Source organism: Mesorhizobium sp. B263B2A (assembly GCF_020165775.1).
Taxonomy (GTDB): Bacteria; Pseudomonadota; Alphaproteobacteria; order Rhizobiales; family Rhizobiaceae; genus Mesorhizobium; species Mesorhizobium opportunistum.
The window spans coordinates 19873-37565 of record NZ_JAIUIU010000018.1 but is presented as its reverse complement, the minus strand read 5'-3'; the positions used below and the strand labels follow the sequence as shown (position 1 = coordinate 37565).

At 63.5% G+C, this 17693-nt stretch carries 18 protein-coding genes; 8 read left to right on the top strand and 10 right to left on the bottom strand.

Going from position 1 to position 17693, the window contains the following annotated elements; all coding sequences use genetic code 11:
• Positions 1–18 precede the first annotated feature (18 nt).
• A complete protein-coding gene (locus LB568_RS24330) occupies positions 19–1635 on the top strand; it encodes an ABC transporter substrate-binding protein (protein ID WP_224731461.1) in 1617 nt (538 codons plus the stop codon).
• A 179-nt stretch (positions 1636–1814) separates the two neighbouring features.
• On the top strand, positions 1815–2915 hold the full coding sequence (locus LB568_RS24325) for a serine hydrolase domain-containing protein (protein WP_224731460.1): 1101 nt from the start codon (positions 1815–1817) through the stop codon (positions 2913–2915).
• A 2-nt stretch (positions 2916–2917) separates the two neighbouring features.
• Here LB568_RS24325 and LB568_RS24320 read toward each other — a convergent pair whose 3' ends face one another.
• Positions 2918–3646, bottom strand: coding sequence for a 3-keto-5-aminohexanoate cleavage protein (locus tag LB568_RS24320; RefSeq protein ID WP_224731459.1), 729 nt, complete (start codon positions 3644–3646; stop codon positions 2918–2920).
• Positions 3647–3848: 202 nt separating this feature from the next.
• On the opposite strand from LB568_RS24320, the gene LB568_RS24315 reads away from it, so the two are divergent.
• Positions 3849–4043, top strand: a complete 195-nt coding sequence (locus LB568_RS24315) for a hypothetical protein (RefSeq protein WP_181176884.1) — start codon at positions 3849–3851, stop codon at positions 4041–4043.
• A gap of 130 nt (positions 4044–4173) precedes the next feature.
• On the opposite strand, the gene LB568_RS24310 is transcribed toward LB568_RS24315, so the two are convergent.
• From LB568_RS24310 to LB568_RS24285, 6 genes are all read right to left on the bottom strand, one after another.
• On the bottom strand, positions 4174–6267 hold the full coding sequence (locus tag LB568_RS24310) for an EAL domain-containing protein (protein WP_224731458.1): 2094 nt from the start codon (positions 6265–6267) through the stop codon (positions 4174–4176).
• 121 nt (positions 6268–6388) lie between these two features.
• Complete coding sequence (locus LB568_RS24305) at positions 6389–7513, bottom strand: S8 family serine peptidase (RefSeq protein WP_224731457.1); 1125 nt, start codon at positions 7511–7513, stop codon at positions 6389–6391.
• 150 nt (positions 7514–7663) lie between these two features.
• Positions 7664–8713 (bottom strand): trypsin-like serine protease, encoded by a 1050-nt coding sequence (locus LB568_RS24300; protein WP_224731456.1) that lies wholly within the window; start codon positions 8711–8713, stop codon positions 7664–7666.
• Positions 8714–8744: 31 nt separating this feature from the next.
• Entirely contained in the window at positions 8745–10028 is a 1284-nt protein-coding gene (locus tag LB568_RS24295) for a hypothetical protein (RefSeq protein WP_224731455.1), read from the bottom strand.
• Positions 10029–10048: 20 nt separating this feature from the next.
• On the bottom strand, positions 10049–11449 hold the full coding sequence (locus LB568_RS24290; RefSeq protein WP_224731454.1) for a hypothetical protein: 1401 nt from the start codon (positions 11447–11449) through the stop codon (positions 10049–10051).
• Positions 11449–12492 carry a hypothetical protein gene (locus tag LB568_RS24285; RefSeq protein WP_224731453.1) on the bottom strand — a complete coding sequence of 348 codons (1044 nt, stop codon included), beginning with the start codon at positions 12490–12492 and terminating at the stop codon, positions 11449–11451. The genes LB568_RS24290 and LB568_RS24285 overlap by 1 nt, the downstream gene beginning before the upstream one ends.
• Here LB568_RS24285 and LB568_RS24280 point away from each other — a divergent pair.
• Together LB568_RS24280 and LB568_RS24275 are read left to right on the top strand one after the other, a co-directional pair.
• Entirely contained in the window at positions 12448–12822 is a 375-nt protein-coding gene (locus tag LB568_RS24280) for a hypothetical protein (RefSeq protein WP_224731452.1), read from the top strand. The genes LB568_RS24285 and LB568_RS24280 overlap by 45 nt on opposite strands.
• A gap of 410 nt (positions 12823–13232) precedes the next feature.
• Entirely contained in the window at positions 13233–13682 is a 450-nt protein-coding gene (locus LB568_RS24275; protein WP_224731451.1) for an ester cyclase, read from the top strand.
• 109 nt (positions 13683–13791) lie between these two features.
• Here the strand turns inward: LB568_RS24275 and LB568_RS24270 are convergent, their stop codons facing one another.
• Complete coding sequence (locus LB568_RS24270) at positions 13792–14292, bottom strand: hypothetical protein (RefSeq protein ID WP_412033928.1); 501 nt, start codon at positions 14290–14292, stop codon at positions 13792–13794.
• A 151-nt stretch (positions 14293–14443) separates the two neighbouring features.
• On the bottom strand, positions 14444–14770 hold the full coding sequence (locus LB568_RS24265) for a DUF1330 domain-containing protein (RefSeq protein ID WP_013894455.1): 327 nt from the start codon (positions 14768–14770) through the stop codon (positions 14444–14446).
• A gap of 178 nt (positions 14771–14948) precedes the next feature.
• On the opposite strand from LB568_RS24265, the gene LB568_RS24260 reads away from it, so the two are divergent.
• Positions 14949–15641 (top strand): winged helix-turn-helix transcriptional regulator, encoded by a 693-nt coding sequence (locus tag LB568_RS24260; RefSeq protein WP_140576283.1) that lies wholly within the window; start codon positions 14949–14951, stop codon positions 15639–15641.
• Positions 15642–15698: 57 nt separating this feature from the next.
• Here the strand turns inward: LB568_RS24260 and LB568_RS24255 are convergent, their stop codons facing one another.
• Positions 15699–15920: a helix-turn-helix domain-containing protein gene (locus tag LB568_RS24255; RefSeq protein ID WP_140576285.1), complete on the bottom strand. Its 222-nt coding sequence runs from the start codon at positions 15918–15920 to the stop codon at positions 15699–15701.
• A gap of 146 nt (positions 15921–16066) precedes the next feature.
• Between LB568_RS24255 and ada the strand changes: the two genes are divergently transcribed.
• Together ada and LB568_RS24245 are read left to right on the top strand one after the other, a co-directional pair.
• Entirely contained in the window at positions 16067–17191 is a 1125-nt protein-coding gene (ada, locus tag LB568_RS24250; RefSeq protein ID WP_224731449.1) for a bifunctional DNA-binding transcriptional regulator/O6-methylguanine-DNA methyltransferase Ada, read from the top strand.
• Between the two features lie 11 nt (positions 17192–17202).
• Positions 17203–17427 (top strand): hypothetical protein, encoded by a 225-nt coding sequence (locus LB568_RS24245; RefSeq protein ID WP_224731448.1) that lies wholly within the window; start codon positions 17203–17205, stop codon positions 17425–17427.
• The last annotated feature ends 266 nt before the right edge of the window (positions 17428–17693 follow it).

Genomic DNA, 17693 nt, shown 5'->3' with positions numbered 1-17693 from the left:
TCATCAGGAGCGTTTGCGATGAAATCCACCGTTCTGCGCGCAGTCCTAACCAGATCCCTTCTGGCCTCGTCCGTCATGGCCGCATCGATGCTTGTCGGCCAGGCCAATGCCAAAACCCTGGTCTATTGTTCGGAAGCCAATCCCGAGACCTTCAACCCGGCGATCGGCATTGCCGATTCGACCATGGACGCCGCCGCCAAGACGATCTTCAACCGGCTGGTCGAGTTCAAGCCGGGCACGACCGAGGTCGGACCGGCGCTGGCCGAAAGCTGGGAGGTCTCTCCGGATGGCAAGACCTATACCTTCCACCTCAGGCACGGCGTGAAATTCCAGTCGAACGAGCATTTTGCGCCGACGCGCGACTTCGACGCCGACGACGTGCTCTACACCTTCGACCGCCAGCGCGACGCCAACAATCCCTATCACAAGCTCGGCGGCGGCGCTTACGAGTATTTCAATGCGCTCGGCATGGGCACGCTGATCGACAAGATAGAAAAGGTCGACGATTACACCGTGCGCTTCACGCTCACCGCTGCCAACGTCACCTTCCTCGCCGGGCTCGCGCTCGACTATCTCTCGATCCTGTCGCTGGAGCAGACCGAGAAGATGGTGGCCGCCGGCACCCCGGAGCTGATCGACAGCCAGCCGGTCGGCACTGGGCCGTTCGTGCTTCAAGCCTATGTGCCCGACAGCCAGGTCCGCTACGCCGCCAACAAGGATTACTGGCGCGGCGCGCCGAAGATCGACACGCTGGTCTTCGCCATCACGCCCGAGCCGACCACCCGCGTCGAGCGTATCAAGGCCAATGAGTGCCAGGTCGCCGCCCCGCCGCCGCCCAGTGCCGTCGCCGAATTGCGCTCCGATCCCGACATCACGGTGCTCGACCTCAAGGGCCAGAACATCGGCATCCTTGGCTTCAATGTCGAACACCAGCCGCTGGGCGATGTGCGCGTGCGCACCGCACTGGCCAAGGCGATCGACCGCAAGGCGATCGTCGAGGCGGTCTATGCGGGTGCGGGCACGGTCGCCGGCAGCGTCGTGCCGCCGGCGCAGCTCGGCGCCGTCACCGATGCCGGCATCGACTACGATCCCGACGGCGCCAAGAAACTGCTGAAAGAAGCCGGCCACGAAAGCGGCCTCAAGATCAGCCTGTGGGCTATGCCGGTGTCGCGCCCCTACAACCCCAACGCCAAGCGTATGGCCGAGATGATCCAAGCCGACTGGGCCAAGGTCGGCGTCCACACAGAAATCGTCAGCTTCGAATGGGGCGAATATCTCAAGCGCACCGCCGCGGGCGAACAGGATGCCTTCCTGCTCGGCGGCAGCAGCGACAATGGCGATCCCGACAACATGCTGAGCTACCTCTTGTCTTGCGATGGCGTGAAGGGCGGCTCCAACCGCTCGCGCTGGTGCGACAAGGATTTCGAGAAGCTGCTGGACGAAGGCCGGGTCGCCGCCGACCAGAAAGAGCGCGCCGCCATCTACGGCAAGGCGCAGGCCATCCTGAAGGCCGAAGTGCCGGTGGCGCCGATCGCCCATTCGATGGTGGCGATCCCGATCCGCAAGAGCGTTCTCAACTACGTGCTCGACCCCTTCGGCCGGCAGAATTTCGCCGCCGTCGATATGGCGGAGTGAGGGCTGGCGCCTTCCCTTCTCCCCTTGCGGGAGAAGGTGTCGCCGAAGGCGACGGATGAGGGGGGCTCCAGGGAACGCCAACGTCTCACTCCGCTGGAACACCCCTCATCCGTCTCGGCGCTAGCGCGCCGATCCACCTTCTCCCGCAAGGGGAGAAGGGAAAAGAAAGCGAGACATCCATGCCAAAAGACCTGACCGCCCTCCTCGACACCTACCTCGCCGATGGCGCGGTAGGCGCCTCGCTCGCCTATTCGACAGGCGTCACACCAACCGCCCTCACCGCTGGCCTCTCCGACCGGCGGCACGTCACTCCTGTCACTCCGGACCAGCCGTTCAAGATCGGCAGTTGCACCAAGACCTTCGTTGCCGCGGCCCTGGTCAAGCTCGCCGAGACAGGCAAGCTCGATCTCGGTGCGCCGATCTCCCTCTGGTTTCCCGACCTGCCGGGTGCCAAAGACATTTCGGTGCGCCAGCTGATCAACCACCGCAGCGGCCTGCCGGAATTCGAATATTACATTCCGATGGACCCGAGCCGGCAGTGGACGCCCCGGCAGCTGGTCGATATCGCCTTCGCCTCCGACAAGCAGAAGGCGCCGGGCGGTCCCGCCGTCTACAACAACACTGGCTATGTGCTGGCCGGCTTGGTGATCGAGGCCGTCACCGGCCAGTCGCTGGGCGGCTACGTCAGAAGCGCGATCCTCGAGCCGCTTGGCCTGGAAAACACCTGGTCGCCGGCGACCGAAGCCTTTCCGGAAAAGGCGATGGTGCGCGGCTATTACCACCGGCCGCCGCCGGCGCCGAATGCGCCCACCGACATCGCCTCGGGCGGCGAGATGTGGCGCATGGACGGCGTGCTGCCCTACGCCGACGACCTGCAGGATTCTTCCGATTCCTTCCCGTTCGGTGCCGCCTATGGCTGCGGCGACATGGTATCGACGCCGTCCGACATGGTGGGTTTCATGCGCGGCCTGTTCTCCGGCAAGCTGCTGTCGCCGCCCTTCTTCGCCGAGATGTTCGAACACCGTGTGCCGGCGAGTTTTCCAGGCACCCGCATGCGCGAGACCGGTGCCGGCATGTTCCAAAGCGCCTACGCCGACCGCGCCTTCTACGGCCATCAGGGCAGCATTCCGGGCTACGTCGCCGTCATGCTGCACGATCCACAGTCGAACCTGACCATAGCCATGACCAGCAATGTCGGTTCCGGCAACCGCCTGTCCTTCCAGGCCAGCGGCTTGCATCCGGTGGTCGACCAGGCGATCCGGATTATCCTGGGAGACTGACTTTATCCACCCAAGGGCGCTGGCCGGAAGATAGCGACGGCCGCCGCGACAATCTCGGCATTGTCTTTTGCCGTCCTGCCATCGGCGAGCGTCCTGCCATCCTCCAGCCCGACCCGCGTCGACCAGCGCTTCCGATGCGCAAGCTCCACGAACGGCCACACCGTGGCGTCGACGCCATGCAGCAGGATCGGTCGCCGCAGTCCGGCGCGTTCGAGCACGGCGGCGATGCCGTGCGCCTCGTCAAGCGCTGCATTCAGGTCCTGGATGTCGATCTCGATCAGGATGCGGAGCACCCGGTCGCGATCGGCAAACGTCACGAGGCGCTCGGCATCTTCCGTCGTGGCAAGCCCGGCCTCGATACCGACGCCGCGCCGGCGCAACAGATCCATCACGGCGGGCGCGTCGGCCTCCGACAGGTTGACCGAGGCATAGTCGGGCAACTCGCGCCAGCCGGCGATCGCCGCGCGCGTCCGCTCGACATCGTTCTCGATCCAGGCGCCGGTCGACACGCCGACGAATGTGCCCGGACAGGCCTTGCGTACCGCAAACACCGTTTCATCGACGGCGGCCAGGCTCTCGCGCCCGTCCGCGCCGCGCGGATGGATATGCAGTTCGGCCGCACCCGCTGCGACGCAGGCCGCCGCGTCGCTTGCCATCGCCTGCGCCGTCAGCGGCAATCCCGGGTGGAAATCGCGCGGCCGCGCGCCATTGATGCACGCCTGTACGATCATGATCTCGCCTCGGACAAGGGAGATACCACTTTAGTCGCTCGGCCGCGAAGTTGCCAATCTCCCCGGTGGAGATTGGCAGTCTCAAGGGTCGCGCCTTCTCTGGCCCATCTGGCGGCATTTGAATAAAAAGCGCCTGTGGATATTTACCTCGCGTTCCGCCAGGCCGGCCAAGATAAATTAGGGCGGGATCATGGAGGGACCATTGACCAGCGATTTTTCAGCCGCCCGCGTCCACCTCGAACGTGCCTATCACTATCTGCGTGGCAATGACGAGACGAGCCGTGCGGCGTGTGACGCCCTCGATCTGTTGATCGAAACGGTGGCGGAAGCACAACACAGGCGACCCGAAATTGGGGTAGTGGAATTTCCACGATCGACGGCGCGGCAAAACCGTTAGAGAGCAATTCCAGGAAAAGTGTGAAACGGTTTTCCGGGGAAAAGCGCGTAGCGCCTTCCCTTGGGATTGCGTCAAAACCTGGTGTCGAGTTTCAGGTAAGGTCATCCTCACCTGAAACTCGACACCCGGTTCACGATGCCTTGCGGGCCGGCACCTCGCTCGCACGTGCGACGATCTGCTCCAGCGGTTCCGGCCGGTGCAGCAGGAAGCCCTGGCCGAAGGCGACACCCATATCGCCGAGCATGGCCAGCGTGTCCTGGCGCTCGATCTTCTCGCCCACCACGTCGCAGCCGAGGCTGCGGGCAATGCTGGTGATGGCCAGTACGATCTCGCGGTCGAAGCGGCTTTCCGTGATGTGTTCAATGAAGGAACCGTCGATCTTGATCGTGTCGACGGGGAAACGCCTGAGATATTCGAACGAACTCATGCCGGCGCCGAAATCGTCGAGGCTGACCCGGCAGCGCCGCTCGCGCGCCTTGCGCACGAACTGTTCGGCGGCGTCGAAATTGGTGACGGCTGCGGTCTCGGTGATCTCGAAACCGATGCCCGAATGCGGCACTCCGGTCTCGTCGATGACACTGTCGACGAACGCCCACAGTTGCGGATCGCTCAGCGTCTGTGCCGACAGGTTGAAGCCGAGCGTCAGCGAGCCCGAGCGCAAGGCGGCGCCGTGCCGCGACAGCGTAGTGCGGATGATCCAGCGGTCGAGCCTTGAAGCGATGCCGAACCGCTCGGCCACCGGAATGAACTCGCCCGGCGGCACCAGCCGGCCGTTGCGCCCGGCGAGCCTCGCCAGCACTTCGACATGACGGCTTTCCTGCCAGGGCTTGCCGAGCAGGTGGATTTCCTGGCCGAACAGTTTCAGCCGTCCGTCTTCCATGGCGTCGACCGTATCGGCGGCGACGCGCGCGGCATTGAGCCCGGCCGACCCCGATTCGACCATCGTGGAGAACACCGCGAAACGATTGCGCCCGGCAGCCTTGGCCGCGTAGCATGCGTCGTCGGCGCAAGCCAGCGCATCGGCCACCGTGGTGCTGGCGTCGTCGATGAAGGCGATGCCGATCGAGGCCGCCAGTTTGCGTGACGCCGCGGCCGTGCCGAGATCGGCCTCGCGCACCGCGCCGAGCACGGCAGTGGCGATCCGCTCGGCCTGTGAGGCATTGCAATGCGGCACCAGCAGCGCGAATTCGTCACCACCCAGCCGCGCCGCGTGCGCCGCCTGCGGCAGGCAGCCACGGATGCCGGCGGAAACGCTCTTCAGCGCCAGGTCGCCGGCAGCGTGGCCGGCAAAGTCGTTGAGCGCCTTGAAGTAGTCGAGATCGACATAGAACACCGCCAGCGGCACACCCGCGGCGATGTGGTCGGCGAGCAGCCTGTCGAAGGCGGCGCGGTTGCACAGGCCGGTCAGCGCGTCGTGGCGGGCCGCGTAGGCAAGCTCCTGCTGGCGCAGCTTTTCCTCGGTGATGTCGCGCACCGTGCCGAGGATCTGGCCGGCAGCGCCCGCCGCGGCGACGAAGCGCACCAGCGACTCGACATGGCGGATCCCGCCGTCGCGCCTGATGATGCGGTATTGCGAGGCGGTGACGCCGTCAGAGCCGGGTGGCGGCAGATGCGCCCGCTCGGTGGCTTCCTTGTCGTCGGGGTGCAGATAGCTGTGCCAGAGGTCGGCTGTCACCTCGTCGGTGTCGGCGACCAAGCCGAATATGTCCCTGGTGCGAGCATCCCAATAGCTCTTGTTCGTGGCGATGTCGTAGTGCCAGATGCCGGTGCCGCTGGCCGCGAGCGCCAGGCGAAAGCGCACATTGACCTGTTCAAGCTCGGCCTCGGCGGCCTTCTGCTTGGAAATGTCGGTTTGCACGCCCATCAGCCTGGTGGGCTTTCCGGACGTGTCGCGCTCGACGATGCCGCCGCGATCCAGCACCCACACCCAATGGCCCAGCTTGTGCTTGAGCCTGAGTTCGGTCTCGATGGCATCGGTCAACCCGGCAATATGGCGGTCGCCGCTGGCCAGCGCATGCTCGCGGTCGTCGGGATGGGTGAGTTGCAGCCACAGGTCGCTGGTGGCGGCAAGCTCATCCTCGTCATAGCCCAGCATATGCGCCCAGGTCGCCGAGTAGAAGCAGTCGCCGGTCCGAATATCCCAGTCCCAGACGCCAAGATGGGCGCGTTCCAGCGCTTTCGCCCAGAACGTTCTATCGCGACTTTTTTTGTCCTGACGCGCCATCGTCTGTTTCGCCTGCCCCACCCGCGGGCAATCTGCGACAGAACCAGAGAAGAAAGCGTTACCTGGCCACGAGAACAGAGCGCAATCACGATGGCCGCGGGATCCCGTTCCTGACTGCCGGTCAGTGCTGGCCCAGTCGCCGGGCGAGTTCCTGTACCGCGGCAAAGGCATCCACCCGCAGGAAGGTCTTGTTGGTGACCTTGACGTTGGTCACCAGTGAATCGTCGGAGACGACGATTGCCGTATCGCTCATGATCTTCTTCAATGTCGCGATGGGCGGCCGCTTTTCACCGGTGTGCTTGAAGTGCAGTGACTGCAGCAGCGCGATGACACCGGCAACGATCGGCGCGGCTTGACTGGTGCCCTGCTTGACGATCGACGAACCGTTATCGCCGTCGGTGCCGGTGGAAAGCACCCATGAGCCGGGCGCGAAGATGTCGGTACCACATTGACCCTCATCCGCTTTGGCCATGCGCTGCGTATAGATCGTCAACTGGTCAGGTTCGGAACTCTGCGTGGACGGGCTGCCATATTCCGGACCGAGCTTGCACGGCCGGCCCGCCGCATTGTCACATGGCTGGTCGTAGACGGCGCCGACGCTGACCGTTTGCCGCAGGATGGCGGGAAAACACATTCCTTCGACCGGCTCGGTTTTCGAAAACTTGCCGTAGAAATTGCCGGCGGCCGCGACGACCGGAATGTTGCGCTCCGCCAGCGCCAGGACGGCTTCGGTGACCGCGTCGCCGCCGAAGTCCTGGTCATCCGCGTAGTTGCCGGCGTCGCCGACCGACAGGCACACGACCGTGATGTCTTGCGCCTCGGCATTGTCCAGCACCCAGTTCAAGCCGCGGGCGATCGCGGCGCGTATCTGCGCGCTTTTGTCGTCGTCGGTGCCCAGAAGTATTTTCACCGGCACGATGCGACAGGCCGGCGCCACGCCGACATGGGGTCCGTTTGCCGCCAGCGCCCCGGTGACATGGGTGCCGTGGCCCGAGACATCGCTGACGTCCTCGCTGGTCTGGTCCGTCATGCAGTTCGCCCTCGCGGCAATACGCTCATCGCTCGGACTGAAGTCGAGATGTTCGGTGAAACAGCCGGTGTCGAGGACCGCCGCGGTGACGCCCACCCCGGTGGCGATGCCATGCGCCCTTTCGAAGCGCACCAGGCTGTCGACCTCGACCAGGCCCATGACGCCTGGCGGCGGCGGCTTGACCTGCACCGGCTTCGGCGGCACCACGAACCGCATCCTGCGTTTCCGCGGACGCTGAACGCGCGCGGTTTTCGGCTGCCGGGCGGCTTTTCCTGTTCGCGGATTTGGCATGACTGTCTCCCTTGTTGGAAACTCCGACGGAACGCCGGTCTGTTCTGTGGCGGATCGGTCAAAGGTCTGTCGTGATTAGTGTCCACCGGTCCCTGTGAGATCGATGCTCAAGTCGATGGTGCGCACCAGGACCCCTGACGACAACATCCAGTTCAACACGTCGGAATGGCCGACGGCGGTGTATACCCCTCCCCCGCCACACAGCATACCGGGCAGGTGGTCTGCAAAAACCAAGGCGCGAGACGTGACGCCAACCAGTGCCGGTGGCGGAAAGAAAACCTTGCCGGTCAACGCATCTGTCTGTGCCGGCGGATACCAGTATACTGGGCCGCCGCTGTCTCCGTTGCAGGTATCGACTGGTGACGCCACGCTGCCGGCGCCCAGCGTGCCGAGCACGAATTCACGGAAGCCGGCGCAAGGGGTTCCGCCAAAATCGCCCTGGCTGCAGAAATACGAGCCGACGTCGATGCGCCCGCGCTCCAGCGTATCCGGGAAGGTTCCGTTCTGGGTAATGCCGTAGCCGGAAGCGGTGAGCTGCCTGGCACCGGCGGCATAGACCGAGTGCATGCTGGCGACACGCGTCAACGGTCCCGCCTTCGACGGCGGTGGCTCGTTTTTTTCCTCGTTGAGGTTTCGCACAAAGAACAGCGCAAGGTCCCGCCCTGCATTGTCGGCGCCCTCCGTGCAGTCGAAGCCCGGGAAACGAACCGCTTCGCGGATGGCACGAAGCGTAAAGCTCGCCAATTGCTTGGTATCCAGATGATCGTCGAATGTTTCCTTGGTGACAAATCGATAACTGTCCGCAACGCCGCAGGAACAATGGCCCGCGGTCAACACGGCGTGCTGGCCATGCACCATCGTGCCCGTGCAGACGGCCTGGGCGTTGCTGAGCGCCGAAGGCCGGAAGGTGATGCGAACGACGTCCTGGTAAACGCCCTCCGGCACCGGCACCGAATTGACCATTTTGGTGCCGAATTCGCCGCCATGGTCGTCCGGAGTGTCGGTGCCGGACTTGGCCTGCAGCGCCTGGTAGGACCCGGCCTGATAGGTATCGACGGCCTGATCCGCGGCCCGGGCCTCCGAGACCTGGCAAACCGGCAGCAGCACCGCAAGCAGAACGGTCACAAGACCGCTGACCGCCGAGCTCCCGGTCACTTCATTCTCCCGATTTCATGGCATCGAAGCATTGCGCGCGCCCCTCGGGCGTGGCGTTTATGGTTTCGTCGTCGAGGCAGCTGCTGAGCCGCTGCAAGGCCGGCGACTCGCCCGACCTGGCGGCGAGCGGCTGCGCCCCGGCCGCGATAATGCCGTCGCCCGCGGCAACGCCGCCGGCGACCGCAATGCGCTGTCCCGGCGTTATCGTTCCTTGGGCCAAGGCCTGGTCGGCCATCGTGTCCTGCCGCATCTTGCGCAGCGTGCTGACCAGCTCCGCATTGGTCTGCCACAGTTCCTTGCGGTTGGCCGCTTCGTTCTGGAAGATGTTGAGCGTCGCGGCCGGAATGGAAAGCGCAACCTGCGCCGCATAGAGCGGGATATCGACGAAGGCGTTCAGCTCACTCGGCTTGATCACGGTCACATTCTTCAAGAGACCGTTGTCGAACAGGACATCGGTTTCAGCGGTGACGAAGAAGGCGCGGTTCACCCCCAGCGCGAAGATGGGCGCGCGGTTGGGCATCTCGAGATATTCCGTCCCCGCGAGATGCCAGGCTTCGCTGGGGCTATCCGGATCGTTCTTGCGCAGGATCACCAGGCGATGCGAAAGTTCGGGCCGGTACAGCACACCGTGCTGCATCAGCTTGTGCGCGGCCACCTTTTCCTTGCTGTAATAGCTCGGGTCGGTATCGTGGTATTCGCTCTGCTGGCCGCAAAGGCGGGGCGACCATTCCGGCACATAAGGGTCGTTGCGATCATCGAGGTAGACGCAGTAGCCGAACGGCTTCAGCGCATCCCTGGTGTCTGTTGCTGCCTGTTCGTCAAAAGGATCATAATCGATCGTCGAGTAGACGGGGGTGTTGTCGGCACTCACCTGCTTCTGTGCAAGACGATCCAGACCGCCGGCTTTCGAACTGGCCACAAGATCACCTGTCGCCTGAATGACGGCGTTGGCGATGCTTTTCGATTTGTCGTCGGCGTGGGTGAAGATTCGCTGCAGAAGCCCGGTACCGCTTCGCTTGATGCCGACGCGATCGTCGGAGAAGACCGAGAGAAGAAAGTCGAGGCAGAAGGTTTCGTCGTCGCTGACAAGTCCCTTCCGGACCATGGAAAGGCTGTAGCTGGTGGGCTCGCCACTGACCGTGACGTGGATCAGACGCTTCGGCAGATGGTATGTGCCGGCATTGGCATGACATGTGCCATCGGCCGCGTCGGCTACGGAGGCCGTGGACATCATCGAGCGCGCGCACGCCGAGACAAGAAGCACGAGGCAAAGCGGCAACAGCAAGGAAAGCAGCTTCCGGGGCATCAGAATTTCCCCGTACTTCTGGCAAGAAGGGGGCCACTGTTTGCCGCCACCAGTTCCGGGCATACGTCCTTCAAGACCGTGTCGTCGGCGATTGACGAGCTGTCGCCCGAGAGCCCACGGCCGGGAAGGTCTGCTGCAACCTGGCCTGGAACACCAAGCGGCTTGCTTCCGGTGCCAAGCTGCAAGGCCTGCGCATCGGTTGCGTCTGGCACTTTGGGCGCCTGGCTGTTTCCGGAGTCCTGGAGATAGTCGATATAGACCTTTTGTGCCTGGACAAGCTGATTCTGGGCGTCGAGCAGTTGCTTGCGCGTGGCGCTGCTGTTGACCGATGCCTGAATGGTTTGCGTCGGCAGCGCGATGATGCCGTAGACGACGTCGAGCGGAATGTTGACAAAGCCGGCTACCTCGCTGCCCTTGGCAAGGCAGACATCGGTGAGCACGCCGTCGTCGAAGACGAGGCCCGTGCGGCGCGTGGCAAACAGTGTCCTGTCGACGCCGACCGAGATGACCGGCGAGATGTTCTCGAAGCCGAAATACTGTTTTTGCCCAAGCCGCCAGTGGTCGGAGCTGCCGGGATCGGCTTTGACGTAGACGGACACCGGATAATCGGCGCGCGGGCGATAGAAAATCCCGTTTGTCGGTTTGGGAATGAGATAGCGCTGGTGCGCCGCGATCTCGGCCTTGCGCGAAGGATGGCGTTTCACCGTGCTTTCAGGCGCCGCACAGTAGGCATCGATGGTCATGGCGTCGACATCGTAGGAATAGTCGCCGAGGACGACGCAGAAGCCGAGCGGCACGATAGACTGATTGATCTCGGCCATCTCGCCCTGGTCGAACGGGTCAAAGCGCAAATCCCGCACGACGGTGGTCGCGCCGGCGCTTTCGATACCGGCGCGCGCGCCGGCAAAGCCAGGATTGCCCGAAAGCAGGATGAATGCCGTGCGGATGATCTTGCGCACGATGTCGGTTGTCCGATCGACGGCATTGGAGGCAACGAGTTGCAGGAACGGCGTCGCTTCGGTGGCCGGGCTGATAGGTGTGCCGGACAGTTTCTCCTTGAAGACGCGCACTGTATCGTCGGCGAACGCGCTCGAGAGATGGTCGAGACAATAGGTCTGCCTGTTGTCGGCGACCCTTTTGTCGCCCTCGATCTTTATCGTGTGGTAGGGCGCATCGGTGGTCGCCGGCTTCATGACGGTGACGCGCAACAGGCTTTTGGGCAGCGAATAGGAACCCAGCCCGCTCGTGCAGCGTATGACGTCGAGCGCTGGCGGCTGAGTGCCGGGAAGCTGTGCGTATTGCACCACCGGCACCGATCCGGCCACCGAGCAGGACGTAAGCACGGCCGCTGCCCACATGGCCGCCAGCGTGGATACGAGGGACAGGTACCGGTTTGCCATCACTTGACCATTGTCGCGGTCTTCGTATCGAAGGGGCAGCGCAACTCCATGACCGTGCCACGCAGGATGGTGACGCTGGTCGCCGGATTGTCGAGATTGCTGATATCCGAGAAATTGGTCGGGTCTTCGAGCGGGTGGCTGGCAAGCTGGTCCCAAATGTCGTCGCCGCCGGTGAAGCACGAATACTGTACCGCGACGGCTCGCGTTCGTTCGTCCGCCGCCGGTATCGGGTCGTAACCGCAGAGTCCTGTTTTGTAGCTCGGATCCAGCGTGCAACTGCCATTGCGTTCGCATCGGGCCATCATGCCGCGCGTCGCATTACAGACGCGCTTGCTGTGGCGGCCTGTCGGGAGATCGCCGTAGAGCGCATCGATTATGTGGATCTGGGGCCGGTAGCCGCCCTGCAACAGGACGATGGAATCCTTAGCCTCACCCGCGGCCTTCATGGCCGCGGCGTTGTTCTGGAGCAAGGTGCGCATTGGCAGGCTGGCAGCGTCAGCGTCGCCGATCAAATTCTTGATCGCCGTTGCCTGGCTGGTGAACCATGCGACCGGATCGACAGCCCTTACCTGGCTATCGAGAGGTGTCCAGGCCTCTTTCATTTGCAGGGTATACGCGCTCCTTTCCAGTGGCGGCCGGAAAGGCGTGGGTTTGGTGTCGTCTGTTGCGGTCATGGCGGCCGCCATGCTCTTGAAGGACATGGCGGCGTCATCCGGATCGAAGAGACGCGCCTTCTGGATGATCGTTTCCGACAGTTCCAGCATCGCTGACGCATCATCGCCGGCGAGCCAGGTGGTCTTGCCGATCCAGGTTGACAGCTCGGTGGATGCCTTGGTGATGAAACCCGGATCGCCAATGCCGCGATAGATCGCGATGCTCGTCACCAACTTGTTAACCGCAGTGTCGACGACACCGCCTGCCGTGCCCTTGTAGGCGGCCAGCCATGCCGAGAGATCGTCGGTTCTGGTCACGAGCTCCGCCTCCGAGGGTGCCGCCCGGTGGACGGCGATCTGGTGCGCGAGATCGCTGAGCGCGTCCACCATGTCCTGGTCGGCTTGGCCTCTGTATTTGCTGAGCTGGTCGACGAGGTCTTTGCTCCTGGTGACGATCTCGTCCTTTGTCGGTTCGCCATCATAGGCGGCCAGGGCATCCCTTACCTGTCGGGCCGCGATTTCGGCGTCGGCCAGATTGTTACCCTGCACCGCCTTGGCCAGCGCTTCCTGGGCAGCCTTGACGGCCGCGAAAAATTGATCCTTGCGATCGGCGACGGCAGATGGGGCGGTGGTCGGCGGCTCCGCCGCAAACGTCGCGGGCGGCCCGAAAAAGGTCATGAAACAGATGGCCCCAAAAGCCGCGAAAGCAGCCGCCCATGAATTCCGCATGAGAATCACCCCTGCGAAGAAGGGTGCCAAAAAAAACCGGAAGATGGGGACGCATTATTCTTCGTCCACAGATATTCTGATCTTCGCAAGGCAGCACGGGATAATCCAAATCGGTACCGGGCAAAGCCTCGCGTCCCCGCCTTCTGTATAGGCGGGGGACGCCCTTTCTTCGATACTTCAACGGGTTCCCACCAAGTTCATAAGTATTGCCTTCAGCCGAATACCGTTGAACGTGCAGCGGCTCGGATATCGGCTTCGAGGCGCCGCCTCGAACAGACAAGAAGCCGCCCGTCTTTCGATTGGCCGGCAAGAACCGGAGTTTTGCGCTCCCAATATCCGCCTAGTGTTTGCCCCAGGTCATCGGCGACGTCGATGCCCCCCAACACAAGAGGATCCTCCCAATGACCAAGCAAGAAGACAACAAGGCTGTCGTCGTCAGATGGTTCACCGATTTCTGGGGTGAGACCTGCGACCTGTCGGTGGTCGACGAGATCGCGGCGCCCGACATGCTGCTGAAATATTCGCTGCATGAGCCGCGTCGCGGCCGCGACGATATCAAGGCTTTCATGACCGATTTCCGAACCGCATTCCCGGATCTCAACTTCTGGGCCACCGCCGACCTCATTGCCGAGGGCGACTATGTCGTCGGCCAGTGGGAAGGTGGCGGCACGCATACCGGCCCGGCCTTCGGCGATTTTCTGGTCGGTTCACTGCCCGCCGCCACCGGCCGCACGATGCGCTTCACCGGCACCACGGTGCTCAAGGTGATCGACGGCAGGATCGTCGAGGAGATCGGTCTCGACGACGGCGTTACCGCCCTCACCCAACTCGGCCTGATGAAAGCCGCTTGAGGCAGCACACGGGAACCATCGTATGAGGCCAGGCGGCGTCGATGCCGCCTGGCCTCATCGATTACTGGCTCCTTTGCTTACTGACCCCGTTGCTTACTGGCTCCGTTGCTTATTGACTTGGCGCCATCGCATGCTCGCACGACACTTTCGGATTCATGTCGGCGAAAGTGCCGGTCGGATTGCCCTTCCAGGCCCAGACATGCAACTCGTAGAACTCACCCAGGCCGTAGCGGTTGGGAGCGCCGTTGAAGTTGAACAATTGGCCGTCCAGTGATGCCGGCCCCTTCGAGGTGATATATTCGACCGCCACCAGCTTCAGCGTGCCGTCGGCCATCGGCTCGTACATCACCGCTTCGGGACGGGCGATGTCGATCTTGTCGTCCTTCAGATACTGGCCGTTGACGTAGTGGATGCCCATGGCGCCGCCGGTGATGCCGCTGGCACAGGGAATGGGCGCATAGCCCTCGGCCGTCGCTGCCTTGACGTCGAGAAAGCGGCTGTTCGCGGCCCGCACCTTGTCGGCCAGCGGATTGGGACCGGACGCGGCGTCGGACGCCTCCTGATGCGCCTGTGCGAGGGTGGCGCCGACGGCAAGCATGGCCCCCGCCATGACGAGCCTGTTGCGAAGATTTGACTTCATATCCATTCCATTCTTCTTGAAAAAGCACAGCTCGCCGGCCGCCGGAAATACGGAGGCCCGGCAGGCAAGCACCGTGGCTGTTGTTGCTTGGCGATCCCGAATTCGATGTATCGTGGAAGGATCATCCCTTCGGCAGATACGGTATCGTTCCAGCGAGATCGGTGTCGTCGATGAGCTGGAAACGGCTGTCGCTGCCGCCCTGACGCGCCGAGACGAAAGGCGCGTAGGCCGGATCGTTGGTGAAGGCGCGCGCCGCGGCTTCCGACGGGAATGCCATCAGAGCGATCAGCGTGGTGTCGAGCGGCTTGCCCTCGAGCGTCTTCACATTGCCGCTGCGCGACAGATATTTGCCGCCATGCTTGTGGACGAGGTCGTGCACCGAGGCGGCATAGTCCGGCACCCATTTCGGGTCCTTCATCTTGATGTCCGCGATAAGGTAAGCAGTCATGGTCGTATCCTTGGTTGCGGCGCACAGGGATATCCCGTGCAACCGGCCAAAGGGCTCGCATGGCAAGGCCTCTGCCAACCAGTCCGCGATCTGTACCGGCCCGGTACAGTTTCTGTACTCGCCGCTTCAATCATGAAGGGCTAATGTTCGGCTCAGGTTCGAGGGAGAGGCACCGATCATGGCCCAGCACGGATACAAGCAGTTCTGCCCGCTATCGATGGCCGCCGAGGTGCTGTGCACCCGCTGGACGATGGTGCTGATGCGCGAACTGGTGGCAGGTTCGACCCGCTTCAACGACCTGCGCCGCGGCGTCCCCAAAATGTCGCCGACCCTTTTGTCGCAACGGCTTAAGGAGCTCGAACTGGCCGGCATCGTCGAGCGCAAGGCGGTCCAGGGCGAGAAGGGGATTTTCGACTATCAACTGACCGAGGCAGGCCGGGATCTGCGCCCCGTCGTCGAGGCGATGGGGTTCTGGGGGCAGAAGTGGGTCGAGTCCCGGCTGTCGCTCAAGAACCTCGATCCGTCGCTGTTGATGTGGGACATGCGGCGCAATCTGAACCCCTCGCCGCTGCCCGACGGGCGCACCGTGATACAATTCCTGTACCAGGAACTTCCGGTCTCCAAACGTTCGTGGTGGCTGATCGTCGAGAAGCACGGCGAGGTCGACCTGTGCTGGTATGATCCGGGTTTCGAGGTCGACCTCTACGTCTCGACCGACCTGCATACGATGACGGCGATCTGGATGGGGCTGCTCACCGTCGAGAAGGCCGGCACCAAGGTCGCCCTGACCGGCGACCAGGCCATCGGCAGGAAGATGCAGACCTGGCTCGGCCTCAGCCCGTTCGCGGTGGAGCCCAAGCGTGCGGCGTAGGAGAGCCTACCGCCAAACGCTTATCAACCCTGGGCTACATGCAACGAGAACAATGACTTACATGGAACTTTTGAATCCGATTGGATGCGACCCGTCAATGGGATCGGGTGATTCAATCGGGTAGTACTTGTCTTCATAAGCCTCGATCAGGCACGCAAGAGCGTCGAAGCGGTCGCCGTCAGGAGAGCCGACTTCCGGCTCATTCTCGAAATATCTGCCGATTTCGGCGATCGCCCAATCGTAGTCAGCTTCGGTCCTAATGGGTCGAATGTTTTCCATCACACCTTCTCCAGATCAACCTTGTCATAATCTTGCCCGATGGAAAATTGTAGAGCCCAGTTCTCGAACATCGATCAGGCCCGCCCCTCCTGACAGTTGTCAGGAAACGGGTGGCGAGGCCGGCGTTTGGCGGCTTCAATGCGGCCATGTTCATCACCCTGGCCAAAGATCTGAAATCCGTCCCGCTGCCGGTCGCCGACGATCCGCGCTGGGCGCGCATCGTCGCGCGCGACAAATCGGCGGACGGCGAATTCTGGTATTCGGTGGCGACGACCGGCGTCTACTGCCGCCCCTCCTGTCCGTCGCGGCGCGCCAACCCTAGGAACGTGCAGTTGCACGATACGCTGGATCAGGCCAGGGCGACCGGCTTTCGTCCCTGCCGGCGCTGCAATCCGGATGGTCCCTCGCTTGAAGCCGGCAACGCCGCGATGGTCGCCGATGCCTGCCGCAGGATAGAGCATAGCGAGGAGGAACCCTCGCTCGCCGAACTGGCTGGTGTAGCCGGCCGCAGCGCCGGCTATTTCCATCGTGTCTTCAAGGCCATCACCGGGTTGACACCGAAGGACTACGCCACCGCACGCCGGGCCGCCCGGGTCCGCCAGGGCCTCGAAGACGGCGCCAGCGTGACGGCCGCGATCTATGACGCCGGCTTCAATTCGAGCGGGCGTTTCTACGAAAAATCGACCGGCATGCTCGGCATGACGCCGACCCGCTACCGTGCCGGCGGCGCCAACGAGGACATCCGCTTCGCCGTCGGCGAGGCCTCGCTCGGCAGCATTCTGGTCGCGTCGAGCCAGAAGGGCGTCGCCTCGATCCTGCTCGGCGACGATCCCGACGCGCTGGTGCGCGACCTGCAAGACCGTTTTCCCAAGGCGCGGCTGATCGGCGGCGACCGCGATTACGAGGCGCTGGTCGCCCGCGTCGTCGGTTTCGTCGAGGCGCCGGCGCTCGGTCTCGACCTGCCGCTCGACGTGCGCGGCACGGCGTTCCAGCAGCGCGTCTGGCAGGCATTGCAGGAGATCCCTGTCGGCAAGACGGTGTCCTATGCCGAGATGGCGCGGCGCATCGGTACGCCGAACGCCACGCGCGCCGTCGCCGCCGCCTGCGCGGCCAACGCGCATGCGGTGGCCATCCCCTGCCACCGCGTGATCCGCAAGGACGGCGCGCTGTCCGGCTATGCCTGGGGCGCCGAGCGCAAGCGCGCGCTGCTCGACCGCGAGGCGGGTGGATCGAATGCATCCGACAGCGCTTACCGATCTGCACGGAGCTGACGGGCACCAGCATGCGCGCGATGGCAAGGTCTTCCACCTCCGGCGCGAACGTCCCGTCATCAGGCAGCGTTGCGCAGCAGGAGGACGCGAAGTCACAGGTGTTGGCCGCCATTGGCGAACTGGTCGATGAAGGTAAAGCTGAGTGGAGTCGCGGCGAGAGCGGCGAGATCGAGCTGCGGCTGGTGTCAGGCGAAGTGTTCGTGCTGGGCGAGGTCGCCGTCACCCGTGTTGGGTGAGCATGTTTGGGCAGTGTGGTCCAAGTCAGCACTCTACGGCGCCCCCCTCTGTCCTGCCGGACATCTCCCCCACAGGTGGGGAGATTGGCTGTCATCACGGCCTTCGCCAATCTCCGATGTTGCAGGAACGAGTGGGGCGACGAAGCCGCTAATCTCCCCACCTGTGGGGGAGATGTCCGGCAGGACAGAGGGGGGCGCCGTAGGGCGCTTTCCCCGCCTCTTCAGGGGATTTGGATTTGAAAGCAAGCATCGGAGTGAGGGGCCGA

Coding starts and splice junctions, on each gene's coding strand:
- LB568_RS24325 (WP_224731460.1), top strand. CDS start 1,815: ATGCCAAAAGACCTGACCGCCCTCCTCGACACCTACCTCGCCGATGGC.
- LB568_RS24305 (WP_224731457.1), bottom strand. CDS start 7,513: ATGCGGTTCGTGGTGCCGCCGAAGCCGGTGCAGGTCAAGCCGCCGCCG.
- LB568_RS24290 (WP_224731454.1), bottom strand. CDS start 11,449: ATGGCAAACCGGTACCTGTCCCTCGTATCCACGCTGGCGGCCATGTGG.
- LB568_RS24270 (WP_412033928.1), bottom strand. CDS start 14,292: ATGGCGGGGGCCATGCTTGCCGTCGGCGCCACCCTCGCACAGGCGCAT.
- LB568_RS24255 (WP_140576285.1), bottom strand. CDS start 15,920: ATGGAAAACATTCGACCCATTAGGACCGAAGCTGACTACGATTGGGCG.
- LB568_RS24260 (WP_140576283.1), top strand. CDS start 14,949: ATGGCCCAGCACGGATACAAGCAGTTCTGCCCGCTATCGATGGCCGCC.
- ada (WP_224731449.1), top strand. CDS start 16,067: ATGTTCATCACCCTGGCCAAAGATCTGAAATCCGTCCCGCTGCCGGTC.
- LB568_RS24320 (WP_224731459.1), bottom strand. CDS start 3,646: ATGATCGTACAGGCGTGCATCAATGGCGCGCGGCCGCGCGATTTCCAC.
- LB568_RS24310 (WP_224731458.1), bottom strand. CDS start 6,267: ATGGCGCGTCAGGACAAAAAAAGTCGCGATAGAACGTTCTGGGCGAAA.
- LB568_RS24330 (WP_224731461.1), top strand. CDS start 19: ATGAAATCCACCGTTCTGCGCGCAGTCCTAACCAGATCCCTTCTGGCC.
- LB568_RS24245 (WP_224731448.1), top strand. CDS start 17,203: ATGCGCGCGATGGCAAGGTCTTCCACCTCCGGCGCGAACGTCCCGTCA.
- LB568_RS24285 (WP_224731453.1), bottom strand. CDS start 12,492: ATGGTGGACGCGCTCAGCGATCTCGCGCACCAGATCGCCGTCCACCGG.
- LB568_RS24265 (WP_013894455.1), bottom strand. CDS start 14,770: ATGACTGCTTACCTTATCGCGGACATCAAGATGAAGGACCCGAAATGG.
- LB568_RS24275 (WP_224731451.1), top strand. CDS start 13,233: ATGACCAAGCAAGAAGACAACAAGGCTGTCGTCGTCAGATGGTTCACC.